Origin of the sequence: Bradyrhizobium sp. 63_E2_N1_3, assembly GCF_052076005.1 — a bacterium.
GTDB classification, from domain to species: domain Bacteria; phylum Pseudomonadota; class Alphaproteobacteria; order Rhizobiales; family Xanthobacteraceae; genus Bradyrhizobium; species Bradyrhizobium barranii.
Window position 1 is genome coordinate 8,899,750 of sequence record NZ_CP197235.1, and the last position, 18,739, is coordinate 8,918,488.

19 protein-coding genes and 1 pseudogene are annotated in these 18,739 nt (G+C 64.1%); 8 read left to right on the forward strand and 12 right to left on the reverse strand.

The features are described from left to right. The first annotated feature begins 69 nt into the window (after positions 1 to 69). Positions 70 to 1,314 (forward strand): S1C family serine protease, encoded by a 1,245-nt coding sequence (locus AB7531_RS42290; protein ID WP_063980083.1) that lies wholly within the window; start codon positions 70 to 72, stop codon positions 1,312 to 1,314. Between the two features lie 152 nt (positions 1,315 to 1,466). Here AB7531_RS42290 and AB7531_RS42295 read toward each other — a convergent pair whose 3' ends face one another. From AB7531_RS42295 to AB7531_RS42320, 6 genes and pseudogenes are all read right to left on the reverse strand, one after another. Then, positions 1,467 to 2,201: a DUF899 domain-containing protein gene (locus AB7531_RS42295; protein WP_084795320.1), complete on the reverse strand. Its 735-nt coding sequence runs from the start codon at positions 2,199 to 2,201 to the stop codon at positions 1,467 to 1,469. Between the two features lie 16 nt (positions 2,202 to 2,217). Then, a pseudogene (locus tag AB7531_RS42300) lies at positions 2,218 to 2,550 on the reverse strand (SRPBCC family protein); the annotation flags it as partial. An 11-nt stretch (positions 2,551 to 2,561) separates the two neighbouring features. Next, entirely contained in the window at positions 2,562 to 3,038 is a 477-nt protein-coding gene (locus AB7531_RS42305) for an ArsR/SmtB family transcription factor (RefSeq protein WP_063980086.1), read from the reverse strand. A gap of 100 nt (positions 3,039 to 3,138) precedes the next feature. Further along, on the reverse strand, positions 3,139 to 3,432 hold the full coding sequence (locus tag AB7531_RS42310; RefSeq protein ID WP_321576601.1) for a DUF3551 domain-containing protein: 294 nt from the start codon (positions 3,430 to 3,432) through the stop codon (positions 3,139 to 3,141). 85 nt (positions 3,433 to 3,517) lie between these two features. After that, on the reverse strand, positions 3,518 to 3,796 hold the full coding sequence (locus tag AB7531_RS42315) for a DUF3551 domain-containing protein (protein ID WP_063980088.1): 279 nt from the start codon (positions 3,794 to 3,796) through the stop codon (positions 3,518 to 3,520). Between the two features lie 149 nt (positions 3,797 to 3,945). Then, the gene (locus tag AB7531_RS42320; protein ID WP_063980089.1) at positions 3,946 to 4,920 is read right to left on the reverse strand and encodes a Bug family tripartite tricarboxylate transporter substrate binding protein; all 975 of its coding nucleotides are present in this window, start codon (positions 4,918 to 4,920) and stop codon (positions 3,946 to 3,948) included. 127 nt (positions 4,921 to 5,047) lie between these two features. Between AB7531_RS42320 and AB7531_RS42325 the strand changes: the two genes are divergently transcribed. Continuing rightward, positions 5,048 to 5,458: a VOC family protein gene (locus AB7531_RS42325; protein ID WP_063980090.1), complete on the forward strand. Its 411-nt coding sequence runs from the start codon at positions 5,048 to 5,050 to the stop codon at positions 5,456 to 5,458. A 185-nt stretch (positions 5,459 to 5,643) separates the two neighbouring features. Next, the gene (locus AB7531_RS42330) at positions 5,644 to 7,224 is read left to right on the forward strand and encodes an AMP-binding protein (protein WP_063980091.1); all 1,581 of its coding nucleotides are present in this window, start codon (positions 5,644 to 5,646) and stop codon (positions 7,222 to 7,224) included. Positions 7,225 to 7,327: 103 nt separating this feature from the next. On the opposite strand, the gene AB7531_RS42335 is transcribed toward AB7531_RS42330, so the two are convergent. The 3 genes from AB7531_RS42335 to AB7531_RS42345 all read right to left on the reverse strand — a co-directional run bounded on the left by AB7531_RS42335 (position 7,328) and on the right by AB7531_RS42345 (position 11,605). Next, positions 7,328 to 8,422: an HD-GYP domain-containing protein gene (locus AB7531_RS42335; RefSeq protein ID WP_063980092.1), complete on the reverse strand. Its 1,095-nt coding sequence runs from the start codon at positions 8,420 to 8,422 to the stop codon at positions 7,328 to 7,330. Positions 8,423 to 8,834: 412 nt separating this feature from the next. Then, on the reverse strand, positions 8,835 to 11,117 hold the full coding sequence (locus AB7531_RS42340; RefSeq protein WP_063980093.1) for a xanthine dehydrogenase family protein molybdopterin-binding subunit: 2,283 nt from the start codon (positions 11,115 to 11,117) through the stop codon (positions 8,835 to 8,837). After that, positions 11,114 to 11,605 (reverse strand): (2Fe-2S)-binding protein, encoded by a 492-nt coding sequence (locus AB7531_RS42345; RefSeq protein ID WP_014491023.1) that lies wholly within the window; start codon positions 11,603 to 11,605, stop codon positions 11,114 to 11,116. The genes AB7531_RS42340 and AB7531_RS42345 overlap by 4 nt, the downstream gene beginning before the upstream one ends. Before the next feature lie 488 nt (positions 11,606 to 12,093). Here AB7531_RS42345 and AB7531_RS42350 point away from each other — a divergent pair, with 488 nt between their 5' ends. The 4 genes from AB7531_RS42350 (at position 12,094) to AB7531_RS42365 (ending at position 14,784) form a co-directional block, all read left to right on the forward strand. Then, positions 12,094 to 12,858, forward strand: a complete 765-nt coding sequence (locus tag AB7531_RS42350) for an alpha/beta fold hydrolase (protein ID WP_063980094.1) — start codon at positions 12,094 to 12,096, stop codon at positions 12,856 to 12,858. Positions 12,859 to 12,880: 22 nt separating this feature from the next. Then, the gene (locus AB7531_RS42355; RefSeq protein WP_028151120.1) at positions 12,881 to 13,216 is read left to right on the forward strand and encodes a hypothetical protein; all 336 of its coding nucleotides are present in this window, start codon (positions 12,881 to 12,883) and stop codon (positions 13,214 to 13,216) included. A 170-nt stretch (positions 13,217 to 13,386) separates the two neighbouring features. Continuing rightward, the gene (locus tag AB7531_RS42360) at positions 13,387 to 14,058 is read left to right on the forward strand and encodes a dienelactone hydrolase family protein (RefSeq protein ID WP_063980095.1); all 672 of its coding nucleotides are present in this window, start codon (positions 13,387 to 13,389) and stop codon (positions 14,056 to 14,058) included. 246 nt (positions 14,059 to 14,304) lie between these two features. Continuing rightward, positions 14,305 to 14,784: a hypothetical protein gene (locus AB7531_RS42365; RefSeq protein ID WP_063980096.1), complete on the forward strand. Its 480-nt coding sequence runs from the start codon at positions 14,305 to 14,307 to the stop codon at positions 14,782 to 14,784. Between the two features lies 1 nt (position 14,785). On the opposite strand, the gene AB7531_RS42370 is transcribed toward AB7531_RS42365, so the two are convergent. The 3 genes from AB7531_RS42370 to AB7531_RS42380 form a co-directional block, all read right to left on the reverse strand. After that, positions 14,786 to 15,532, reverse strand: coding sequence for a polysaccharide biosynthesis/export family protein (locus AB7531_RS42370; RefSeq protein ID WP_028151117.1), 747 nt, complete (start codon positions 15,530 to 15,532; stop codon positions 14,786 to 14,788). 154 nt (positions 15,533 to 15,686) lie between these two features. After that, a complete protein-coding gene (gene msrA / locus AB7531_RS42375; protein ID WP_063980097.1) occupies positions 15,687 to 16,343 on the reverse strand; it encodes a peptide-methionine (S)-S-oxide reductase MsrA in 657 nt (218 codons plus the stop codon). A 168-nt stretch (positions 16,344 to 16,511) separates the two neighbouring features. After that, a complete protein-coding gene (locus AB7531_RS42380) occupies positions 16,512 to 16,829 on the reverse strand; it encodes a hypothetical protein (RefSeq protein ID WP_007616084.1) in 318 nt (105 codons plus the stop codon). 398 nt (positions 16,830 to 17,227) lie between these two features. On the opposite strand from AB7531_RS42380, the gene rpsT reads away from it, so the two are divergent. Then, the gene (gene rpsT / locus AB7531_RS42385) at positions 17,228 to 17,494 is read left to right on the forward strand and encodes a 30S ribosomal protein S20 (RefSeq protein ID WP_028151115.1); all 267 of its coding nucleotides are present in this window, start codon (positions 17,228 to 17,230) and stop codon (positions 17,492 to 17,494) included. The last annotated feature ends 1,245 nt before the right edge of the window (positions 17,495 to 18,739 follow it).

The following is an 18,739-nucleotide window of genomic DNA, read 5'->3' on the forward strand; positions in this document are numbered from 1 at the left end:
ACTGTCGGTTGCGCCGCACGACCTCGGCCGGATAAGATGGCTTCAAAAGCATTCCGGGGGGAAGGAAGTATGTGGCTTAAGTCATTTGTCGTCGCGTCTCTGTTGCAGGCGAGCGTCGCCGGCATCGCGCATGCGAAAGGACCATTCGGCAGCGTCAATGTCGGCAACTGGATCGGCGGCGCCTTCAGCAATGACGAGACGGGCGCCTTCTCGCATTGCGCCGCGACGACGCCTTATGCGAACGGCGTCATCCTCGTCGTGAGCCAAAATGCCGCCGGCACATGGTCGCTCGCCTTTGCGAGTCCCAGCTACCGCTTCAACAAGGGCGAGAACGCCGCGATCGACGTGACCTTTGACGGGCAGGAGCAAGCCAGGCTGTTCGCCACGGCGTACCAGCCCAACATGCTCACGGCCATCATGCCGGTCAATGTTGTGCGTACGTTTCAGAAGGCGAGCCTGATGGTGGCGACGGCCGGCCGCGCCGTTCTGAATTTCGATCTGACCTCGACCGGGCCGGTGATCGCTGCATTGGCCAATTGCGTGACCAAGGTAAAAGCCGACGGGCTCGACAAGGCCGGCGACTTCACCAAGATCGCCGCCAAGCCGCAGCCTGCGCCGGACAAGCAGGCGCCGCCGGCCGGCGGCAAAGTTGCCAGAGCCAAGACCGGCACCGGCTTCGTGGTCAGCGCGAACGGCCACGTCGTCACCAACAACCATGTGATCGACGGCTGTGTCGGCGACATCAAGGGCAACCTCACCGGTGAGGCCGCGATGGTGCTGCGCGTCGTGTCGAGCGACGTCAACAACGATCTCGCTTTGTTGCAGGCGCCGTCGATGACGACATTCAAGGACTTTGCGCGGATCCGCGATCGCTCGATCCGCTCCGGCGATTCCGTCATCGTAATCGGCTTTCCCTTCCATGGCTTGCTCACGTCGGACTTCACCGTGACGACCGGTATCGCGAGCTCGCTCAGCGGCATGCGCAACGACACGCGTTTCCTGCAAATCAGCGCGCCGGTGCAGCCCGGCAATAGCGGCGGCCCGCTGTTCGACACCACCGGTCAGATCGTGGGCGTGGTCACCGCAAAGATCCCCGCACTGCGCATCGTCGCTGCGACCGGCAACATTCCGGAGAACATCAACTTCGCCATCAAGACCGGCATGCTGCGCGACTTCCTCGACAATTCCGTGGTGCCCTACCAGACCGCCGAACCGAAGGGCGAGCTCAAGACCACCGACATCGCCGGCAACGCGCGGCCGTACACGATGCTGATCTCGTGCAACGGCACGGAGCAGGCCGACGCGAAGCGGTAGACTGCGCTTCAGCCTCCGCTGTCATGCCCCGCGAAGGCGGGGCATCCAGTACGCCGCGGCTTCTAGATTCGACACGACCGTCTCGGAGTACTGGATCGCCCGGTCAAGCCGGGCGATGACACCGTTGGTGTGGGCACAGCGCACCCGCCCCCTCACCCGTGGCAGCACGCTCCCTTCGCCTGCGGCTCGTACTGGTCGCGCAGGCGGACCCAGTCCATCGGATAGGGCAGGCCGCCCTCGTGACGACCGAGCGGGGTGAGGTCGAGATACTGATAGGCCGCGTTCATCATGTCGAGACCGCGCGCGAAGCATGAATAGGTATGGAAGATCTCGCCGGCCTCGTTGCGGTAGAACACGCTGATACCGGGCAGCTCCGGACCGTAGAACGGCGTGGTGCCGAAATTATATTTGGGCACGCCCTTGTCGATCTGCTCGCGCGTGAACGAGACCTCGTAGTCGTAGTTGAAGTCGTTGCTTCCTGACGAGACCCAGTCGAAGGTCCAGCCCATCCGCTTCTTGAAGGCCTCTAGCTTGGCGCTAGGTGCCAGCGAGATCGCAACCGTGGAGGTGTCGCGCGCGGCGAGGTGCGGCACCATGCGATCGAGACCGTCGGCCCAGAACGAGCAGCTCTTGCATGCGGCCTCCCAGTCGGGTGCAAACATCACATGCTGCACCACGAGCTGCGGGCGCCCCCCGAAGAGATCGCCGAGCGTCACCTTGCCGTTCGGTCCGTCGAACACATAGTTCTTGTCGACCTTCACCCAGGGCAGCGCGCGGCGCTGCTCGGCGAGGCGCTCACGGGCCTGGCTGAGCTCCTTCTCATGTGCCAGGTGGGCCTTGCGGGCCGCGATCCATTGCTCGCGCGAGACGATCTGATGTTGCTGCACGGTATCCTCCATGGTGTCAGGCGACGAAGGCGTCGAGCTTGTCGAGGAACGAACTCCAGCCGCGCTGGTGATTGTCGCGTGCGGTTTCGTCGAAGAACTGGGCGTGATGGAAGATCATCAGCGTGCCGGCGCTATCGGGCTTCAGCGTGATCGTCACCAGCGATTCGCGCTCCGGCGTCGAATGCCAGGCCCAGGTGAACACCAGCCGCTCGTTCGGCACGACCTCGCGATAGATGCCGCCGGCCTCGAAATATTCGCCGTCGTCACCAGTGAAGCTGATGCGGTAACGGCCACCGGTACGGACATCGAGCTCGGCGTCCAGCGTCGCCGGCTTCATGTTCGGCGGCCCGAACCACTGGACTAGCTGCGCGGCTTGCGTCCAGGCGGCGTAGACTTTCTCCGGCCGTGCGCGGAGCCGGCGCGTGAGCGTGAGGCTTGGACGTTCGTTTGGACGCTCGCTTGGACGTTCGGCTGTGCGGGGATCGGCGTTGACGGCTGCGTTGGCCATGTCTTGTCCTCCACGAAGGTGGCGAGGCGGTCGAACTTCTCGGACCAGAACTGCGCGTAGCGATTGAGCCAGTTCATCGCCTGCTCCATCGGCTGCGCGGTGAGCCGGCAGGACACCGTGCGTCCGGTCTTCTCCCGCACGATCAGGCCCGCATCCGTGAGCACGTCGAGATGCTTCATGATCGCCGGCAGCGAGACCGGAAACGGCGCGGCCAGCTCGCTCACCGACAGGCCGTCCCGCTCGCCGAGCCGCGCGAGAAGGGCACGCCGCGTCGGATCGGACAGCGCCGCAAAGGTCCGGTCGAGCGTCTCGTCTCTATACTTAACCATTTGGTTTAGTATAGACGTGAACGAGAAGGCGTCAAGCAGGAACCCGCGCGTCCGGATCTGCACGACTGCGTGATCAGGCAGTGCTCAGTGTGAGGCGCGACTAGTACGGACGAACGTACCGACCGCGTAGTGACGGCTGAAGCGGAGGCCGTACGGCCACCTGGGCAGGATTTTGCGCGCAATAGCCCTTGCGGCCCGAGGCGCTCATCTGACACTGCTCGCGGGTCTGATAGGAGCAGTCGCCGGGATAGCCGTATTCCGAGTTCTGAATGCACCACGCGTAATCATAGTCCGCGCGCGCCGGGCTCCCGCCAGCGAGCCACACAAGGACTATGGTGCCCAGCACAAATTGCGCCTTGCCCATGACCGACCTCCCATGTTCGCCGCGCGACATCCGACCTCACAGAGTGAAAGGCTCGCGGAGCCGGTTTATTCCGGAGCGATCGCGCAAAATACGCGGCTGCGCAATGCGCGCGCGGCTAGTACGGTGCAACGGGCCGCGCGCGACGGTGCGGCCGAGGTTGCGGCTGCGGCGCCTGGCCATAGGCCACCATTGGATTGGGCCCGCAGTACAGCAAGCGGCCGGAGACGCTGGCCTGGCATTGCTCATAGGTGCTGTAGGCACATTCGCCGGGATAGTCATACTCGCCGCCCTGGGCGCACCAGGGGTAGTCGCGGGCCGCCGCGGGCGTGACGGTGACGAAGCCGGCAAAGACCGTCGCGCCCAGCGTCAGCAGCGCCAATTGCGTCTTGCGCATGATCCAGACTCCTCTCTTCACAGGGCGAGATACGCGCCATGTATCATCAGGTTTCGCCGCGCCGTTTTATTCCAGATCAACGGAACGAAGTACGCAAGAAAAAAGCCCTGCCAGGCGGCAGGGCTCCAATCTCAGGGATCACAAGATCGCTACTCGACCTTCAGGCCGGCGAACTCGACGACCTTCTTCCACTTCTCGGTCTCGGCCTTGATCTCCTCGCCGAACGCCTCCGGCGTCTGCACCCGCGGCTCGCCGCCGAGTTCGACCAGTCGCTTGGTCATGTCGGGCTCCTTCATGAGCGTATTGATCTCATTGTTGAGCTTGGCGATGATCTCCTTGGGTGTGTTCTTCGGCGCGCCCATGCCGAACAGCGCGCTGGCCTCGTAGTCCTTCACGGTCTCGGCGATAGCCTGTACGTCGGGCAGCTGCGGCGAGCGCTCCGTGGTGGTGACGCCGATCGCGCGAAGCGAGCCGGAGCGGATGTGCTGGATGATCGAGGGCATGTTGTCGAAGATCACCTGCACCTGGCCGCCGAGCATGTCGGTGATCGCCGGCGCCGCGCCGCGATAGGGCACGTGCTGCATCTTGCAGCCGGTCAGCGCCATGAACATCTCGCCGGACAGATGCACCGAGGTGCCGTTGCCGGACGAAGCCATGTTCACCTTGCCGGGATTGGCCTTCACATATTCGATGAACTCGGCGACGTTCTTGGCCGGAACGTCCTTGTTGACGGTCATCACGTTCGGCACCCGCTGGAACGAGGCCACCGGCGCGATGTCGCGCACGAAGTTGAATTTGAGGTTGGTGTAGAGCGAAGCGTTGATGAAGTTGGCCGGATTGACCAGTTGCAGCGTGTAGCCGTCGGGCTCGGCATTGACGACCGATTCGGTGCCGATATTGTTGCCGGCGCCGGGCTTGTTCTCGATCACGAATTGCTGGCCGAGCCGTTCCGACAGCCGCTGACCGATGAGCCGCGCCAGGATGTCGGTGGCTCCGCCCGGCGGATAGCCGACCACCCATTTCACGGGCCGGGCCGGATAGTCGGCGGCAAAGGCCTTCGACAGCGGGGTTGCTGCAAGCGGACTGGCGGCGAGCAGGCCCAGCGCGGTACGGCGAGTGATCATCTCAAGGATTCTCCCAACGTGTTGTTCTTGAAAGCCAGATGGCTTCAAAGTGGCGTCGACGCGGTTGTAACAAAGCTTGCTGCAGGCGGAAAGTGCGCCGGGCGCATCACGACGAAAGGATTAAGGCATGCCGGTCAAGGTCGAAGCCCTCGATCATCTCGTAATCAACGTCGCCGACGTGGCAGTGACCTCCGAGTGGTACCGCAAGATTCTCGGCATGGAAGTCAAGGTGTTCGACCCCGGTGGCGGCAAAGCGCCGCGGACTTCGTTGCAATTCGGTAACCAAAAGATCAACGTCCGGCCGCGCGATGCCGACAAGGTGGAGTGGTTCACCGCGGACCATCAGACCGCCGGCAGCGAGGATCTGTGCTTCCTCACGTCTGCATCGCCCGACGAAGTCGTGGCGCATTTGAAGGCACATGGCGTCGCGATCGAGGAAGGCCCGGTTCCCAAGCAGGGTGCCCGCGGCACGCTGCGCTCGGTCTATTGCAGGGATCCGGATGGCAGCCTGATTGAGATTTCGTCGTACGAGGACTAGCGCGCCAAGGCGTGGATGGCCGGGTCAAGCCCGGCCATGACGGAGGAGAGAGCGTGCGCGCACCACGGAGTACGCCGCGCCCATCTTTCGCGCCCCCCGATTTGCTCCCTGCGTCATCCAATGGCAGGAAGACGCAATAATCAAAAGGCAGCCGCCATCAAGATGCAGGCTGCACGGGAGGAGCCATGCCACCTCAATACACCGAATCCAGACTCGTAGGACCGTTCGACGGGCTCGACGTACCCTGGCTGCTGAAGATGCGCGCCGCGGTGCGCCGCGATCATGCGTTCCTGATCTGGGCGCCGTTCGACGCGCCGGCGCGGCGCTGGAGCTACGGCGAGTTTCACGAGCGCGTCGGCGCGCTCGCGGCGGGGCTGGTGAAGCGCGGCGTCAAGCCGGGCGAATATGTGCTCATTCATCTGGACAATTGCATCGAGGCGCTGCTGGCCTGGTTCGCCTGCGTCGAACTCGGCGCCATCGCGGTGACCACCAACACCCGCTCGGCTCCGGCGGAGATGGAATATTTCGCCGATCATTGCGGCGCGGTCGCTGCGATCACGCAGCCGGCCTATGCCGAGATCGTCGCGCAGAACTGCCGCAACATCCGCTGGCTGGCGGTGACCTCGCACGATGCGGGTGCGGCGCCCGCGCAAGCGGTCTCGCGCGGCGACAGTTTCGATTCACTGTTCGCCGACAGCGCCGACCGTCCCAGGCGCGCGACCGACCCGCTCGCGCCGTGCAGCGTGCAGTACACGTCGGGCACGACATCGCGCCCGAAGGCGGTGCTGTGGACCCACGCCAACGCGCTGTGGGGCGCCAAGATCAACGCCGCGCATGAGGACCTTCATGCGAACGACGTGCACCAGACCTATCTGCCGCTGTTCCACACCAATGCGCTGGCCTATTCGATGCTGGCAACGCTGTGGGTCGGCGCCACCTGCGTGATCCAGCCGCGCTTTTCCGCAAGCCGCTTCTGGGGCGTCGCGCGCGAGCATGGCTCGACCTGGACCTCGACGATTCCGTTCTGCATGAAGGCCCTGCTCGAGCAGGAGATCCCGAAAGACCACAAATTCCGCCTGTGGGGCACCGCCATCAACGAGCCGCCGGCGTTTGCTGCGTTTGGCGTCAAGATGATCGGCTGGTGGGGCATGACCGAGACCATCACCCACGGCATCGTCGGCGAGGTCGACCAGCCCAACATCCCGATGACGATCGGGCGCGCCGCGCCCGAATATCAGATCCGCATCACCGACGATGACGGACGGCCGACCGAGGTCGGCGACACCGGAAATCTCTCGATCAAGGGCATCGTCGGGCTGTCGCTGTTCGCCGAATATCTGCACAATGAAAAGGCGACGCGCGAAAGCTTCGACGAGCACGGCTTCTTCCTCACCGGCGACCGCGTCGAGCGGCTGGAGAACGGCTTCATCAGGTTCGGCGACCGCGCCAAGGACATGCTGAAGGTTGGCGGCGAGAACGTCGCGGCCTCCGAGATCGAGCAGGTGATCGCGGTGGTAGCAGGCGTGCGCGAAGCCGCGGTGGTGGCGAAGAAGCACCCGATGCTGGACGAGGTGCCTGTTGTCTTCATCATCCCGCACGGCGGCGTCGCGGGCGCGGCGCCCGATCTGCATGATCGCGTGATGGCGGCCTGCGGCGCGGGACTCGCGGATTTCAAGGTGCCGCGCGAGATCAGGCTCGTCGACGACATGCCGCGCTCGACGCTGGAGAAGGTGGCGAAGGCGGAGTTGCGGAAGATGGTGGGGTGAGTTTTGTAGGGTGGGTTAGCCGAAGGCGTAACCCACCTCTTTGGTATCCGCGGAGACAGAAGTGGTGGGTTACGCTGCGCTAACCCACCCTACGAGACCGGAATCAAAACGATCCCAGCGCCACCGGCCGGAACGCCTGCAGCAGTTGCTGATCCAGCTTGCCGCCCATGCCTTCCATCATCGTGAAGGCGCGCGAGTGGGTGAAGGGCATGCGGTAGGCGCGCTTCTCCACCAGCGCCGCGTAGATATCGACGATCGTCGTGACCCGCACGATGTCGCTGATCTGGTTCGACGACAGGCCGTTCGGATAGCCAGAGCCGTCGAGGAATTCGTGGTGATGCAGCACGACGTCGAGCATCTCCGGCGGGAAGCCGCCTTGCTCCGCGAGCGCGTCATAGCCGCGGCGCGGATGCTGGCGGACCTCGGCCATCTCCTCGTCGGTGAGCTTGCCCGGCTTGTCGAGCAGCACGGAGGGAACGAAGGCCTTGCCGACGTCGTGCAACAGCGCGGCGCGGGTCAGGCGACGCTGGTCGTCCTCGCGCATGCCGAGATGCTGCGCGAAGGCGACGGCGAAGCCGGTGACGAACAGGCAGTGGCGATAGCTGCCGACATGATGGCAGCCGACGGTGGTGAGCCATTCGCGCAGCGATGAATGCTTGATCGCCTTCAGGATCTTGCTCTCGGCGGCGATGACGTCGTCGAAGGTCAGGGGCACGCCGAGCGGCAGCTTCTCGAACATCTTCGCCAGCACCGCATGCGCCGCCTCGACGCCGCGGTTGAGCGTCTTGCCGCGATCGGTCGCGTCATAGGTGGCGGTGTCGGGGAACGCGGCGCGGATGCGCTGAAGAATTGCATCGGGCTGAAGCGGCCGCGAGATCGTGTCGGTGGCGCCCAGTGCCCAGGCCTGCATGGTGCCGTGATGCAGGGCATCGGCGAGCACGAACAGCCGCGGCATCGTGCGATAGGCATCGCCGCGCAGCTTGTTGCGCACCCGCTGCACGCTCTCGGGCGAGCGCAGATTGATGTCGACCACGAGACCGGACAGATCGCGCGACGGCTGCTCGGGAATGTCCTGCGTCGTCACCGTCGAAACGTCGCCCACGGCCTTCAGGATGCTGGCAAGCTCGGTGCTCTCGTCGCTCCGGTCGGAAGCGAGCAAGAGCCGGCGTTTTGCGGCGGATTTGGCTGGCGCGTTCATGGCTTCCCCAGAGCACGGGACTGGATTTGACGTCAGCCTAAGCCGGATCAGGTTCTCCGGCCCTTAAGAGGCGTGCTCAACGGAACCCTGCGGAATTGCGCGCAATTTTAGGGATTTTGGGTCCCGGCGCGGTTCCAGTCGAAAACGGCGAAAACAACCCCATGCACAGTAGAACGGGCCTTGATGGGAAAGGGGAATTTGGGGCGCTCTCGCCCACTCTCCGCTGTCGTCGCCCGGCTTGACCGGGCGACCCAGTACGCCGAGGCGGCGCGGCCGGAGCTGAGAGGCCGCGGCGTACTGGATGCCCCGCTTTCGCGCGGCATGACAGCGAGATTGTGGAGACGCCTACCAAAACAAATCCGCCGGAAGTTGCCCTCCGGCGGATCAGCTTACTTGGCAATTACGCCTCGCCTTACGCCTTCATCGCCCCCTTGACGGCCTCGGCCGTGATCGGCAGGGCCCGGATGCGGGCGCCTGAGGCGTTGAAGATGGCGTTGCCGATTGCCGGAGCGATGACCGTCACCGCGGGCTCGCCGACGCCGGTGGCCTTTTCGCCGTTGGCGATCACGGCGACGGCGACCTCGGGCATCTGGCTCATGCGCAAGGGCGTGTAGCTGTCGAAATTGGTCTGCTCGATGCCACCGTCCTTGAGCGTCGCCTTCTCGTACATCGCCAGCGACAGACCCCACAGCGCCGCGCCCTCGACCTGGGCACGGATGTTGTCGGGATGCACCTGCGTGCCGACGTCGGTTGCGACCGTGAGCTTCTTCACGGTCACCTCGCCCGACGGCGCCACCGCGACATGGGCGACGCACGCCGTCCAGCTCGCGGTCGCGCGCTCCTGCGAGGAGACGCAGGCCACGCCCATGCCCTCGCCTTTCGGCAATTGCTTGGTACCGTAGCCGGACAGCCCCATCGCGGCGAGCAACGTGTTGCGCAGCCGCTGCGCGCCGCCGTCGTTCTTGCCCTTGCCGTCGAGCAGCGCGATGCGGAATTGCGCCGGGTCCTTGCCGGTCGCAGCCGCGATCTCGTCGATCATGCTTTCGACCGCCCAGAACGTCCAGCCGGGCGCCACCGAGCGAAGCTGCCCGGACGGCGTCGCATTGTGCGCGAGCTCGTTCTTGATCGCGCGCACATAATGGTTGGGCACGGTGTAGAAGAAGTCGGCCCCGTTCACCGTGAAGGAATCGAGCGGGCCCTTCTTGTCGACCGAGGGCGTCAGGAAGTCAGGGATGCCCCAGCGCGCGGTCGGCCAGGCCGAGACGACGTCGTGGCTGAGCGCGACGAGCTTGCCATCGCCGTCCACGCCGGCCTTGACCTTCTGGTAGGTGAGCGGACGCGAGAAATCCATCGTCATGTCGTTCTCGCGCGTATAGATCACCTTCACCGGCTTGCCGATGGCCTTCGCCGCCTGCACCGCCGGCACCATCATGTCGGCATCGAGCCTGCGGCCAAAACCGCCGCCGAGCCACATCTGGTGCATCACCACGAACTTCGGATCGATCCCGGCGGCGCCTGCCGCAATCGCGCCGGAGCGCGTCGCGAACTGATTGCCGGAATAGATGTGCAGGATGTCGCCCTTGAACTCCGCCGTGGCGTTCATCGGCTCCATCGGCGCGTGGATGTTGATGCTGGTGGTGTACTCCGCCTCCAGCACCTTTGCGGCCGAGCCGAACGCCGCGTTGGGATCGCCGTCCTTGACGAAGAACTGGCCGGAATCCTCTAACTTCTGAAGCCGCTTGGCCTCGTCGAGCAGCGACTCGCTCGAGACCTTCGCGTTCGGACCGCCGTCATAGGCGATCTTCAGCGCCGCAGCGGCCTTCTTGGCGTTGGCGTAGGTGCTGGCGACCGCGACGACCCAGCCGGTTGTCGTGCCGGTCTTGTCGTCGAGGGTGACGGCCTTGATGAAGCCCGGCACTTTCTTGGCAGCCGAGTCGTCGACCGACTTCACCGTGGCGCCGAAGCGCACCGGCGGCGTCACCACCGCGCCATAGGCCATGCCCGGCAGCATCACGTCGATGCCGTACTTGGCCGTGCCGTTGGTCTTGGAGGGAATGTCGAGCTGCGGCACCGACACGCCGATCATGGTGTACTGGTCCGGCGTCTTCAGCTTGATCGCCTTCAGCTCGTCCGGCGTGAAGGTCTTGGTCGCCTTGCCGCTCTTCACGACATCGGCGAATGACACCTGCTTCTTCGACTTCGGATGCGAGATCACGGAATCGCGCACCACGAGCTCTGACGCCGGCACGCCCATCGCGGCGGCCGCGCCTTCGGTCAATGCCGTCCGTCCGGCTGCGCCGGCACGGCTCATCGCGTCGAAGTTCATCATGGTCGACCAGCTGCCGCCGGTGATCTGTGCCCCGAGCACGGGGTCGTTGAACTTCGGATCGTTGGAGGCAAGCGCGACGCGCATGTCGCTCCACTTCGCGCCCAATTCCTCGCAGACGATCTGCGCCATGGTGGAGGCGATGTGCTGGCCCATGTCGGCCTTGCCGCAGGTCACGGTGACCAGGCCATCGGGCGCGATCGCATACCAGACGCTCGGCTCGAAGTTCGAAGGCGCAGCGAGCGCCCCACCGATGCCGGGCACGCCGGCGTAGCCGAGCACGAGGCCGGTCGCGGCCGTGCCGACCAGGAAGGAGCGGCGGCTGAGATCTGATGTCTCGGGCGTGATGGTGTTCACGTGCTTATTCATGTGGGCCTCCGTTCGTTGCCGGAGACGGATGCGGTGCGCATCTCGGTAGCGGCGCGCATGATCGCCTTCTGGATCCGCGAATAGGTCATGCAACGGCAGAGATTGCCGTCCATATGCGCCACGACCTCCTCCTTGGTCGGATTGGCATTCTTGGCCAGCAGCGAGGCCGCCTGCATGATCTGCCCGGACTGGCAGTAGCCGCATTGCGGCACCTGCTCGGCGATCCACGCCTTCTGCAGCGGATGATCACCCTTGGCGGAAAGGCCTTCGATGGTGGTGATCTTCTTGCCGGCGACATCGCCGACCATAGTCTGGCACGAGCGCACGGCTTCGCCGTTGACGTGCACGGTACAGGCACCGCACAGCCCGGCACCGCAGCCGAACTTGGTGCCGGTCATCTGCAATTGCTCGCGGATCGCCCAGAGGAGCGGCGTGTCGTTCGCCGCATCCACGGACAGACTCCGCCCGTTGATGGTGAGAGTTGGCATAGGCGTCTTCCCCTGCCGGTGCATGAAGCCGCTTACGGCGGCAACTTGAACAGTGGACGCCCACCGGGCTGGCGCCCACCTTGATCGTAAGAATGATCGGGTTCGCAGCCAGAGGCAAATGCAATTTGGAATCGATCGAAACTATCGCGGCAGCTCAGTGTTGTGCGTTGCGACAACGGCACCCGATGCAGCGACTGGACGCAACAGAGAATGCATCAGGCATGCGTGCCATCGCGTTCAGGCAGTTTCTTCCAGGTAACTTGACCGGCTAGAATGTAACCGCCGACGCGGATGCACCTTCTCCCCTTGTGGGAGAAGGTGGCGCGAAGCGCCGGATGAGGGGTATCTGTCCGCGAACTCGATGGGCAGTTTCGGTGCGGAGAGATACCCCTCACCCGTCTCGCCGCTTACGCGGCGAGCCACCCTCTCCCACAAGGGGCGAGGGTGCACCGTCATCGTGGCTAGATAGAACGACAAGGGCGGAAGCAATGCCAAAAATCGATCGGGACGGCGTCGGGATCTACTACGAGGTTCACGGCGCGGGTCCGCCGCTGCTGCTCACTCACGGCTATTCCTCGACCTCGGCGATGTGGCATGGCCAGGTCGACGCGCTCGCGAGGGACCACAAGCTCGTCCTGTGGGACATGCGCGGCCACGGCCAGTCCGACTATCCCGACGATCCCCATGCCTATAGCGAAGCGCGCACCGTCGGCGACATGGCCGCGATCCTCGATGCAGTCGGCGCCGAGCGCGCCATCATCGGCGGGCTCTCGCTCGGCGGCTACATGTCGCTCGCGTTCTATCGCGCTTACCCGCAACGCGCCCGTGCCCTGCTGATCATCGACACCGGCCCCGGCTTCAAGAAGGACGACGCGCGCGAGGCCTGGAATGCACGGGCGCTAGCGACCGCCGACAAGCTCGACCATGAAGGTCTCGACATGCTGAAGTCGGCGACACGCGAGCGCGCCACCGCGAGCCATCGCAACGCCAGGGGATTGGCGCTCGCCGCACGCGGCATGCTGACCCAGCGCGATGCCCGCGTGATCGAGCTGCTCCCCGACATCAAGGTGCCCAGCCTCGTCGTGGTCGGCGCCGACGACGCGCCGTTCCTTGCGGCGTCCGACTACATGGCCACAAAGATCCCCGGCGCACAAAAGGTCGTGATCCCCGCCGCTGGTCACGCCGTCAACATCGATCAGCCCAAGGCTTTTATTGACGCGGTGACGCCTTTCCTGAAGAACTTGCCGGGATAGGACGGTCGGAAGGACACTGGCAATGAAGCAAGCGATACTGGCTGCGAGCGCGGTGCTGCTATCGATGTCTGCGCAGGCAGAACCGTTCGGCGGCACGCCGCCGCGCCGGCCCTTCGTTGCGACCTTGTCGAACAACACGCCGCTCGCCTTCGGCATGGATGCCGAGCAGACCGCGCGGGCACTGGGGCAGCCTCTGCAATATGTGCGCGGGCGGCCCGGCAACGAGATCTATCTCGCGCTTCGCAACCTCGGCGGCAGCGGACTGATCCCCTACCGCCATCGCCTGTTCCTGCAGTTCCGTCACGGACGGCTGGCGGGATGGAAGGAAGACTACGGCGAGAACTGGATGTGGGAGTGAGAGCGACGCACAGCCGCCTCCCCTCATCCTGAGGAGCTTGCGGAGCAAGCGTCTCGAAGGATGAAGGCCACGCTGCTGCTTCTCGGCCTCCATCCTTCGAGACGCGCTGACGCGCTCCTCAGGATGAGGGGAGAGATTAGAGTTCGTAGTAACCAAGAAGGACAACCCGCGTGGGACAAGACATCAAGCTGACGGCTTCCGACAATTTCCAGCTCGGCGCCTATCGCGCCAATCCCTCAGGCGCCCCGAAGGGCGCGGTGGTGGTGATCCAGGAGATCTTTGGGGTCAATCACCACATCCGCTCGGTCTGCGACCGTATCGCCAGGGAAGGCTATGTCGCGATCGCGCCGTCGATCTTCGACCGGACCTCGCCGAACTTCCAGTCGGGCTACACGCCCGACGAGATCGCCGAGGCGCGCAAGTTCGTCGCCAGTCCCGACTGGGACGCGATGCTGCGCGACACGCAGGCCGCGATCGACGCGGTGAAGAGCGTCGGGCCGGTCGGCATCATCGGCTTTTGCCTGGGCGGCAGCGTTGCCTTTGTCGCGGCGACGCGGCTGTCGGGCCTGAAGGCCGCGATCGGCTATTACGGCGGCGCCGTGGTGCGCTTTGCCGACGAGAAACCGAAGGCGCCGACGCAACTGCATTTCGGCGAGAAGGATGCCGGCATTCCCCTGACCGACGTCGAGACCGTCAAGGCGAAGCGGCCGGATGTGGCGGTCTTCATCTATCCAGGCGCCCAGCACGGCTTCCATTGCGACGAGCGGCCGAGCTACGACAAGGCGAGCTCGGATGTCGCCTGGCCGCGCTCGATGGAATTTTTCGCGAAGCATTTGAAATAGCGCGCGCGGCTCTCTCCGCTGTCATTCCGGGATGCGCCGCAAGGCGCAGGCCCGGAATCCATAACCACGAACTGGGGTTATGGATTCTCAGATGCGCAATTGCGCATTATAGCTCGCGACTTCGTCGCGCCCCGGAATGACAGAGCGAGTGTGTGCGTCTGGCCTCAGAGCAGGAATCGGGTGGCTGCATCACGGCACCCGGCGATAGAGCTGGCCGATCAAACCAACTCGCGCCGGGAGATCGCCATGCAGCAAGCCATCACGCACCTCGTCATCCGCAATCCGTTCGGAACCATGGACGTCCCGGGCCCGGACGATTCTGAAGTCATGGACTACGCGGCGACCGCGACGCTGGCCGGCGATGCGGCCGACATCAACGCGGCGGCATGGACATCCATTGCCGCCCTCTCCGATCCGCTCGAAGGCATCTGGGCTAGCAGATGGAATGGTGGCGCCGATCCGACCATTGCAGGCGATACGCCGGACAGATGGAAAGAGGGGCGCGCCGAAGTCCGCGTCGCGGGAAGCCGGATCTATCTGCGTTTCGACTGGGACCATGGCCGCCGGCACGGCCTGATCGATGCTGCGCGCGAGGGCGCGCGCCTAGTCGGAAAGTACATCAACCTGACCACGCCTGCGATCACGCGGCCATGGGTCGGGCTCGTGGTCGATGGCACGCGCATCGACGGATGCTTTCCGAACGGACGGCTGGATTTCAGGCGGTGAGCTAGAACCAGCGCTCACCGACGAACACGGTGTCGCCGGGGCTCAAGGGAGTGCCGAGCGGGACGATGGCGCGCATCGCGCCGCCGGCTTCGGTGTGCGTCACGGTGACCACGTCGCGCTTGGCGCGGGGCGAGAAGCCGCCGGCGATCGCGACCGCGCTTTCGACCGTCATGTTCGGCACGTAAGGATACTGGCCGGGTGCGGTGACTTCGCCGAGGATGAAGAACGGGCGGTAGGCTTCGATCTCGACCGCGACCGAGGGCTCGCGGATGTAACCGTTGCGGAGGCGCGCGGCGATTTCACCGGCGAGACCCGCCGGGGTGCGGCCGCGGGCCGGCACTCCACCGATCAGCGGCATGGTGATCGAACCGCCGGCATCGATGGCATAGCTGTTGGTGAGGCCTTCCTGGCCGTAGACCACGACGCGCAGCCTGTCGCCGGCATCGAGATGATAGGAGGAGTCGTAGCGCACCGGCGCCGCCATCGGCGCGGCGTAGCCGACCGGCATGGGTGCAGGCGACGAGGCAAAGGAATTGCGCAGCGCGCCGATGGCGCCGCCACCGTCGGCGACGACGACCGGCTGTGGTGCGCCATAGGGCTGACCATAGGCCATGGAGTCGAGATCGGCACGGGGCTGCATGACCGCGACGGGACCGGCGGTCTGCATGCAGCCGCCGAGGGCAAGCGCGGCGGACGCTGCCAAGGAGGCTGTCAAGATCGACCATCGAAACGCGCGTGCAACCGGCACCGGACCTAATCCCTCGAAACGAGACGGTCCAGTCATGCACCGGTTATGGTTAACAAAGCGTTGAGGGGGGCAGCGCGGCAATGCGGATGCGATGACACCGCACACTCCGTCATGCCGGGCTTGTCCCGGGCATGACGAGTTGTTCGTGGCGAACTTACGCACTCACGCCCACGCCGATCGGGCAGGACACGCCGGTGCCGCCGAGGCCGCAATAGCCGGCGGGGTTCTTCGCCAGATATTGCTGATGGTAGTCCTCGGCGAAATAGAACGCGCCGGCGGGCGCGATCTCGGTCGTGATGGCGCCGAGACCTTTTGCAGCAAGCGCCTTCTGATAGAGCGCCTTCGATTCATCGGCCGCTTTCTTCTGCGCATCTGAATAAGTGTAGATCGCGCTTCGGTACTGCGTGCCGACATCGTTGCCCTGGCGCATGCCCTGCGTCGGGTTGTGGCTCTCCCAGAACGTCTTCAGGAGTTTCTCGTAAGAGATCTTCTTCGGATCGAACACGACCAGCACCACTTCGGTGTGGCCGGTGCGTCCCGAACAGGTCTCCTCATAGGTCGGGTTCGGCGTGTGGCCGCCTGCATAGCCGACAGCGGTCGCGTAGACACCGTCGCCTAGCTGCCAGAATTTGCGCTCGGCGCCCCAGAAGCAGCCGAGCCCAAACACGGCCTGCTCGAGGCCCGCGGGATAAGGCGGCTGCAACTTCGCGCCGTTGACGAAATGGGTGGTCGCGGTGGGAATGGCTTGCGCACGGCCCGGCAGCGCTTCCGTGGCGCTCGGCAATGCGGTGGTCTTGCGCATGAACAGCATGATTGGCTCTCCGAGACGAGCTGTCCGTCGCTTGAGCCAATGCAACAAGCCAAGGGCTCAGGCGGCGCGCTCGCGATCAAGGTGGGAATATAGGTATCTACGCAGGAGGGGGCAGCCCTGTTACGGCTGCCGTCAACGCGAGGTTCAGTCTCGGCGGGAATTGAAAGATCAATCCCGGGAATAACCGATCAGCGGCTTCCGCGGGCGGAACAGGATCATCAGCAGGATGCCCAAAATGCCGAGCACGGCGAACACCGGCTGATCCAGCACGAGGCGGATCACCGAGGTCCAGAGCCAGGGCGCCTTGGCCTCGACCCAGGTGCGGAACGCCGTCTGGCTGGCCTGGTTGATGTCGTTCCAGAACTGGCCGAACCGGGTGAACCGCAGGGTCTGGTCGGCCACCCAGCGGGCGCCGTCATAGACCATGAAGATGAACCCGCCGGCCAGCAGCAACAGCCCAATCAGTCGGAAAAAGCCGCGGATCATGCCTCACCTATATGGTCGTCCGATCGGACGACCTCTGCAATGCCGCCAGCCAATAGCCGGGCGACGGCAGAAATTCAACCTCTTCAGGGCGTTACGGCGCGCGCTGGAGCTCTCAGGGCCTGTTTTCCAGCCCCGGAAAGCGTTGACGGTGCCGCAGACCCCCTCTATAAGGGCGCCAACTGGCGGTGGGCGCAATCCTGCCGCCGCTGTTCTTTGAGCAGTTGCAGGCTCCATGAGCTTTAAAGGCTTGGAGCCTCAGAGACGACCGCAAGGCCGTCGCTCATGTTCCGGGAACAGCCCAGCAACCGAACACCCTAAATCCGAGCGTCGATTAAGCGGTCAAGCAGCCGGCGCTACCCGACCAAGACGCGACCGGTACCGCAAAGGATATTGAGACCATGGCCAATACCACTTCCGCCAAGAAAGCGACGCGCAAGATCGCCCGCCGCACTGCCGTCAACAAGTCGCGCCGCACCCAGATGCGCGGTGCCGTGCGTACCGTCGAAGAAGCCATCGCCACCGGCGACCGCGCCGCCGCGCTGAAGGCGATGGCGAGCGCCGAGCCCGCGCTGATGCAGGCCGCGCAGCGCAACATCGTTCACAAGAACAACGCGAGCCGCAAAGTCTCCCGGCTCACCGCGCAGATCGCCAAGCTCGCGAAGTAAGCTCGTCGAGTCATCCGATCGACTGATCGGATCGACATCGCGCTCGTCAATCAGCCCGGCTCGCGCCGGGCTTTTTGTTGCCTGTCACAATTCACGCTTGCGGTCGTTGGGCGACCACTCTTCCGTTGGAAGACTCGTGTCGTCTTCGCTGCGCTGCGCCCGTAATTTCACTGGCGGATGTTTTTGCAACAGCGGAAACTTTCACTGCGCTGCGAAAAACCCCTGCGGGGCGGGCTTAAGTTGAATCCGCGCGCGCGAGAGTTCTGCACACCGTAGTTTTCCCGGAACCGGCTCGCGATGGAGTTACCCTGCGAAACGAGACTCAAAAAGCGGTGTCTCAATAATCACTTATCGACATAGCGCCGACAAGCATTTGGAAAAATTGCCCGCAAGGCGTGCGCGTGACGCTTTTGTAAAAAATTTTTGGCGGTGGCGGAGATTTGTCACATGACGCGCGGCGCCTTCGAATCTGTGCACGGATTCAAACTCTTGCTCGCAAGCCTGTGCACAACTCCCGCGCGCCGTTAACGCTGGTCAAGTTTTTAGTCGCCTCAAGTGTGAATCAATTTCGTTGCGAGTCTTTCCGCATAGTGTATTCCTTAAGTCGTCCGCAGCGCCCACGATCTCAAGACCAGCGCGGTTTTAGAAACGGGGCGAGCGTGCAAATCGGCGGCGGTGTGCACGTAGGCGACGCTTCAACAAGCGATTGTCGGTTCAAAACCCATAGCAATATGGGAACGGTAGCTCTTTGTCTGAATGTCTCCAAGTGGGATCTTCGATCCCGCTCGCGCCAGACGCAAACGAGAGATGTCATGAAACTACCGCGACACACGTGATGGCGTAGCCGAGCGGACGAACAGTGCAGACGGGCGGGACATCGGCGACTTCAGTCGCAGTTGTCTTCAGGACACGCAGGACCTTGCCGTGAGCAATCACGGCAGGACGGGGAGGGTATCATGTCTTACGGACTCAACGCGGTATTGAAACAAGCCACCTACTCCAACGATGCCGGTTTAGATCAGCCCAACCTCCAGCCTCCCGCGTGTGACGGAGCGCCGAGTACGCGCTGACCTCGCGACCCCTCCATCTCTGACATCGCTAGTCCGACCCGCGGCGTTCGCGCCGAACGGCGGAGCTGTGTCCGACGATGGAATCGCTCGAGGTCGTGCCCTTTGAAGGATCCTGGCGGGACCCCTTCATGGCACTCACAACGCAACTTTATCTCTCAATAGAAGTTTTTTGACG

What these genes read in the sequence shown, in the direction of transcription:
- AB7531_RS42290 (WP_063980083.1), top strand. Translation starts at nt 70, where the DNA reads ATGTGGCTTAAGTCATTTGTCGTCGCGTCTCTGTTGCAGGCGAGCGTC.
- AB7531_RS42305 (WP_063980086.1), bottom strand. Translation starts at nt 3,038, where the DNA reads ATGGTTAAGTATAGAGACGAGACGCTCGACCGGACCTTTGCGGCGCTG.
- AB7531_RS42310 (WP_321576601.1), bottom strand. Translation starts at nt 3,432, where the DNA reads ATGTCGCGCGGCGAACATGGGAGGTCGGTCATGGGCAAGGCGCAATTT.
- AB7531_RS42315 (WP_063980088.1), bottom strand. Translation starts at nt 3,796, where the DNA reads ATGCGCAAGACGCAATTGGCGCTGCTGACGCTGGGCGCGACGGTCTTT.
- AB7531_RS42320 (WP_063980089.1), bottom strand. Translation starts at nt 4,920, where the DNA reads ATGATCACTCGCCGTACCGCGCTGGGCCTGCTCGCCGCCAGTCCGCTT.
- AB7531_RS42325 (WP_063980090.1), top strand. Translation starts at nt 5,048, where the DNA reads ATGCCGGTCAAGGTCGAAGCCCTCGATCATCTCGTAATCAACGTCGCC.
- AB7531_RS42330 (WP_063980091.1), top strand. Translation starts at nt 5,644, where the DNA reads ATGCCACCTCAATACACCGAATCCAGACTCGTAGGACCGTTCGACGGG.
- AB7531_RS42335 (WP_063980092.1), bottom strand. Translation starts at nt 8,422, where the DNA reads ATGAACGCGCCAGCCAAATCCGCCGCAAAACGCCGGCTCTTGCTCGCT.
- AB7531_RS42340 (WP_063980093.1), bottom strand. Translation starts at nt 11,117, where the DNA reads ATGAATAAGCACGTGAACACCATCACGCCCGAGACATCAGATCTCAGC.
- AB7531_RS42345 (WP_014491023.1), bottom strand. Translation starts at nt 11,605, where the DNA reads ATGCCAACTCTCACCATCAACGGGCGGAGTCTGTCCGTGGATGCGGCG.
- AB7531_RS42350 (WP_063980094.1), top strand. Translation starts at nt 12,094, where the DNA reads ATGCCAAAAATCGATCGGGACGGCGTCGGGATCTACTACGAGGTTCAC.
- AB7531_RS42355 (WP_028151120.1), top strand. Translation starts at nt 12,881, where the DNA reads ATGAAGCAAGCGATACTGGCTGCGAGCGCGGTGCTGCTATCGATGTCT.
- AB7531_RS42365 (WP_063980096.1), top strand. Translation starts at nt 14,305, where the DNA reads ATGCAGCAAGCCATCACGCACCTCGTCATCCGCAATCCGTTCGGAACC.
- msrA (WP_063980097.1), bottom strand. Translation starts at nt 16,343, where the DNA reads ATGCTGTTCATGCGCAAGACCACCGCATTGCCGAGCGCCACGGAAGCG.
- AB7531_RS42380 (WP_007616084.1), bottom strand. Translation starts at nt 16,829, where the DNA reads ATGATCCGCGGCTTTTTCCGACTGATTGGGCTGTTGCTGCTGGCCGGC.
- rpsT (WP_028151115.1), top strand. Translation starts at nt 17,228, where the DNA reads ATGGCCAATACCACTTCCGCCAAGAAAGCGACGCGCAAGATCGCCCGC.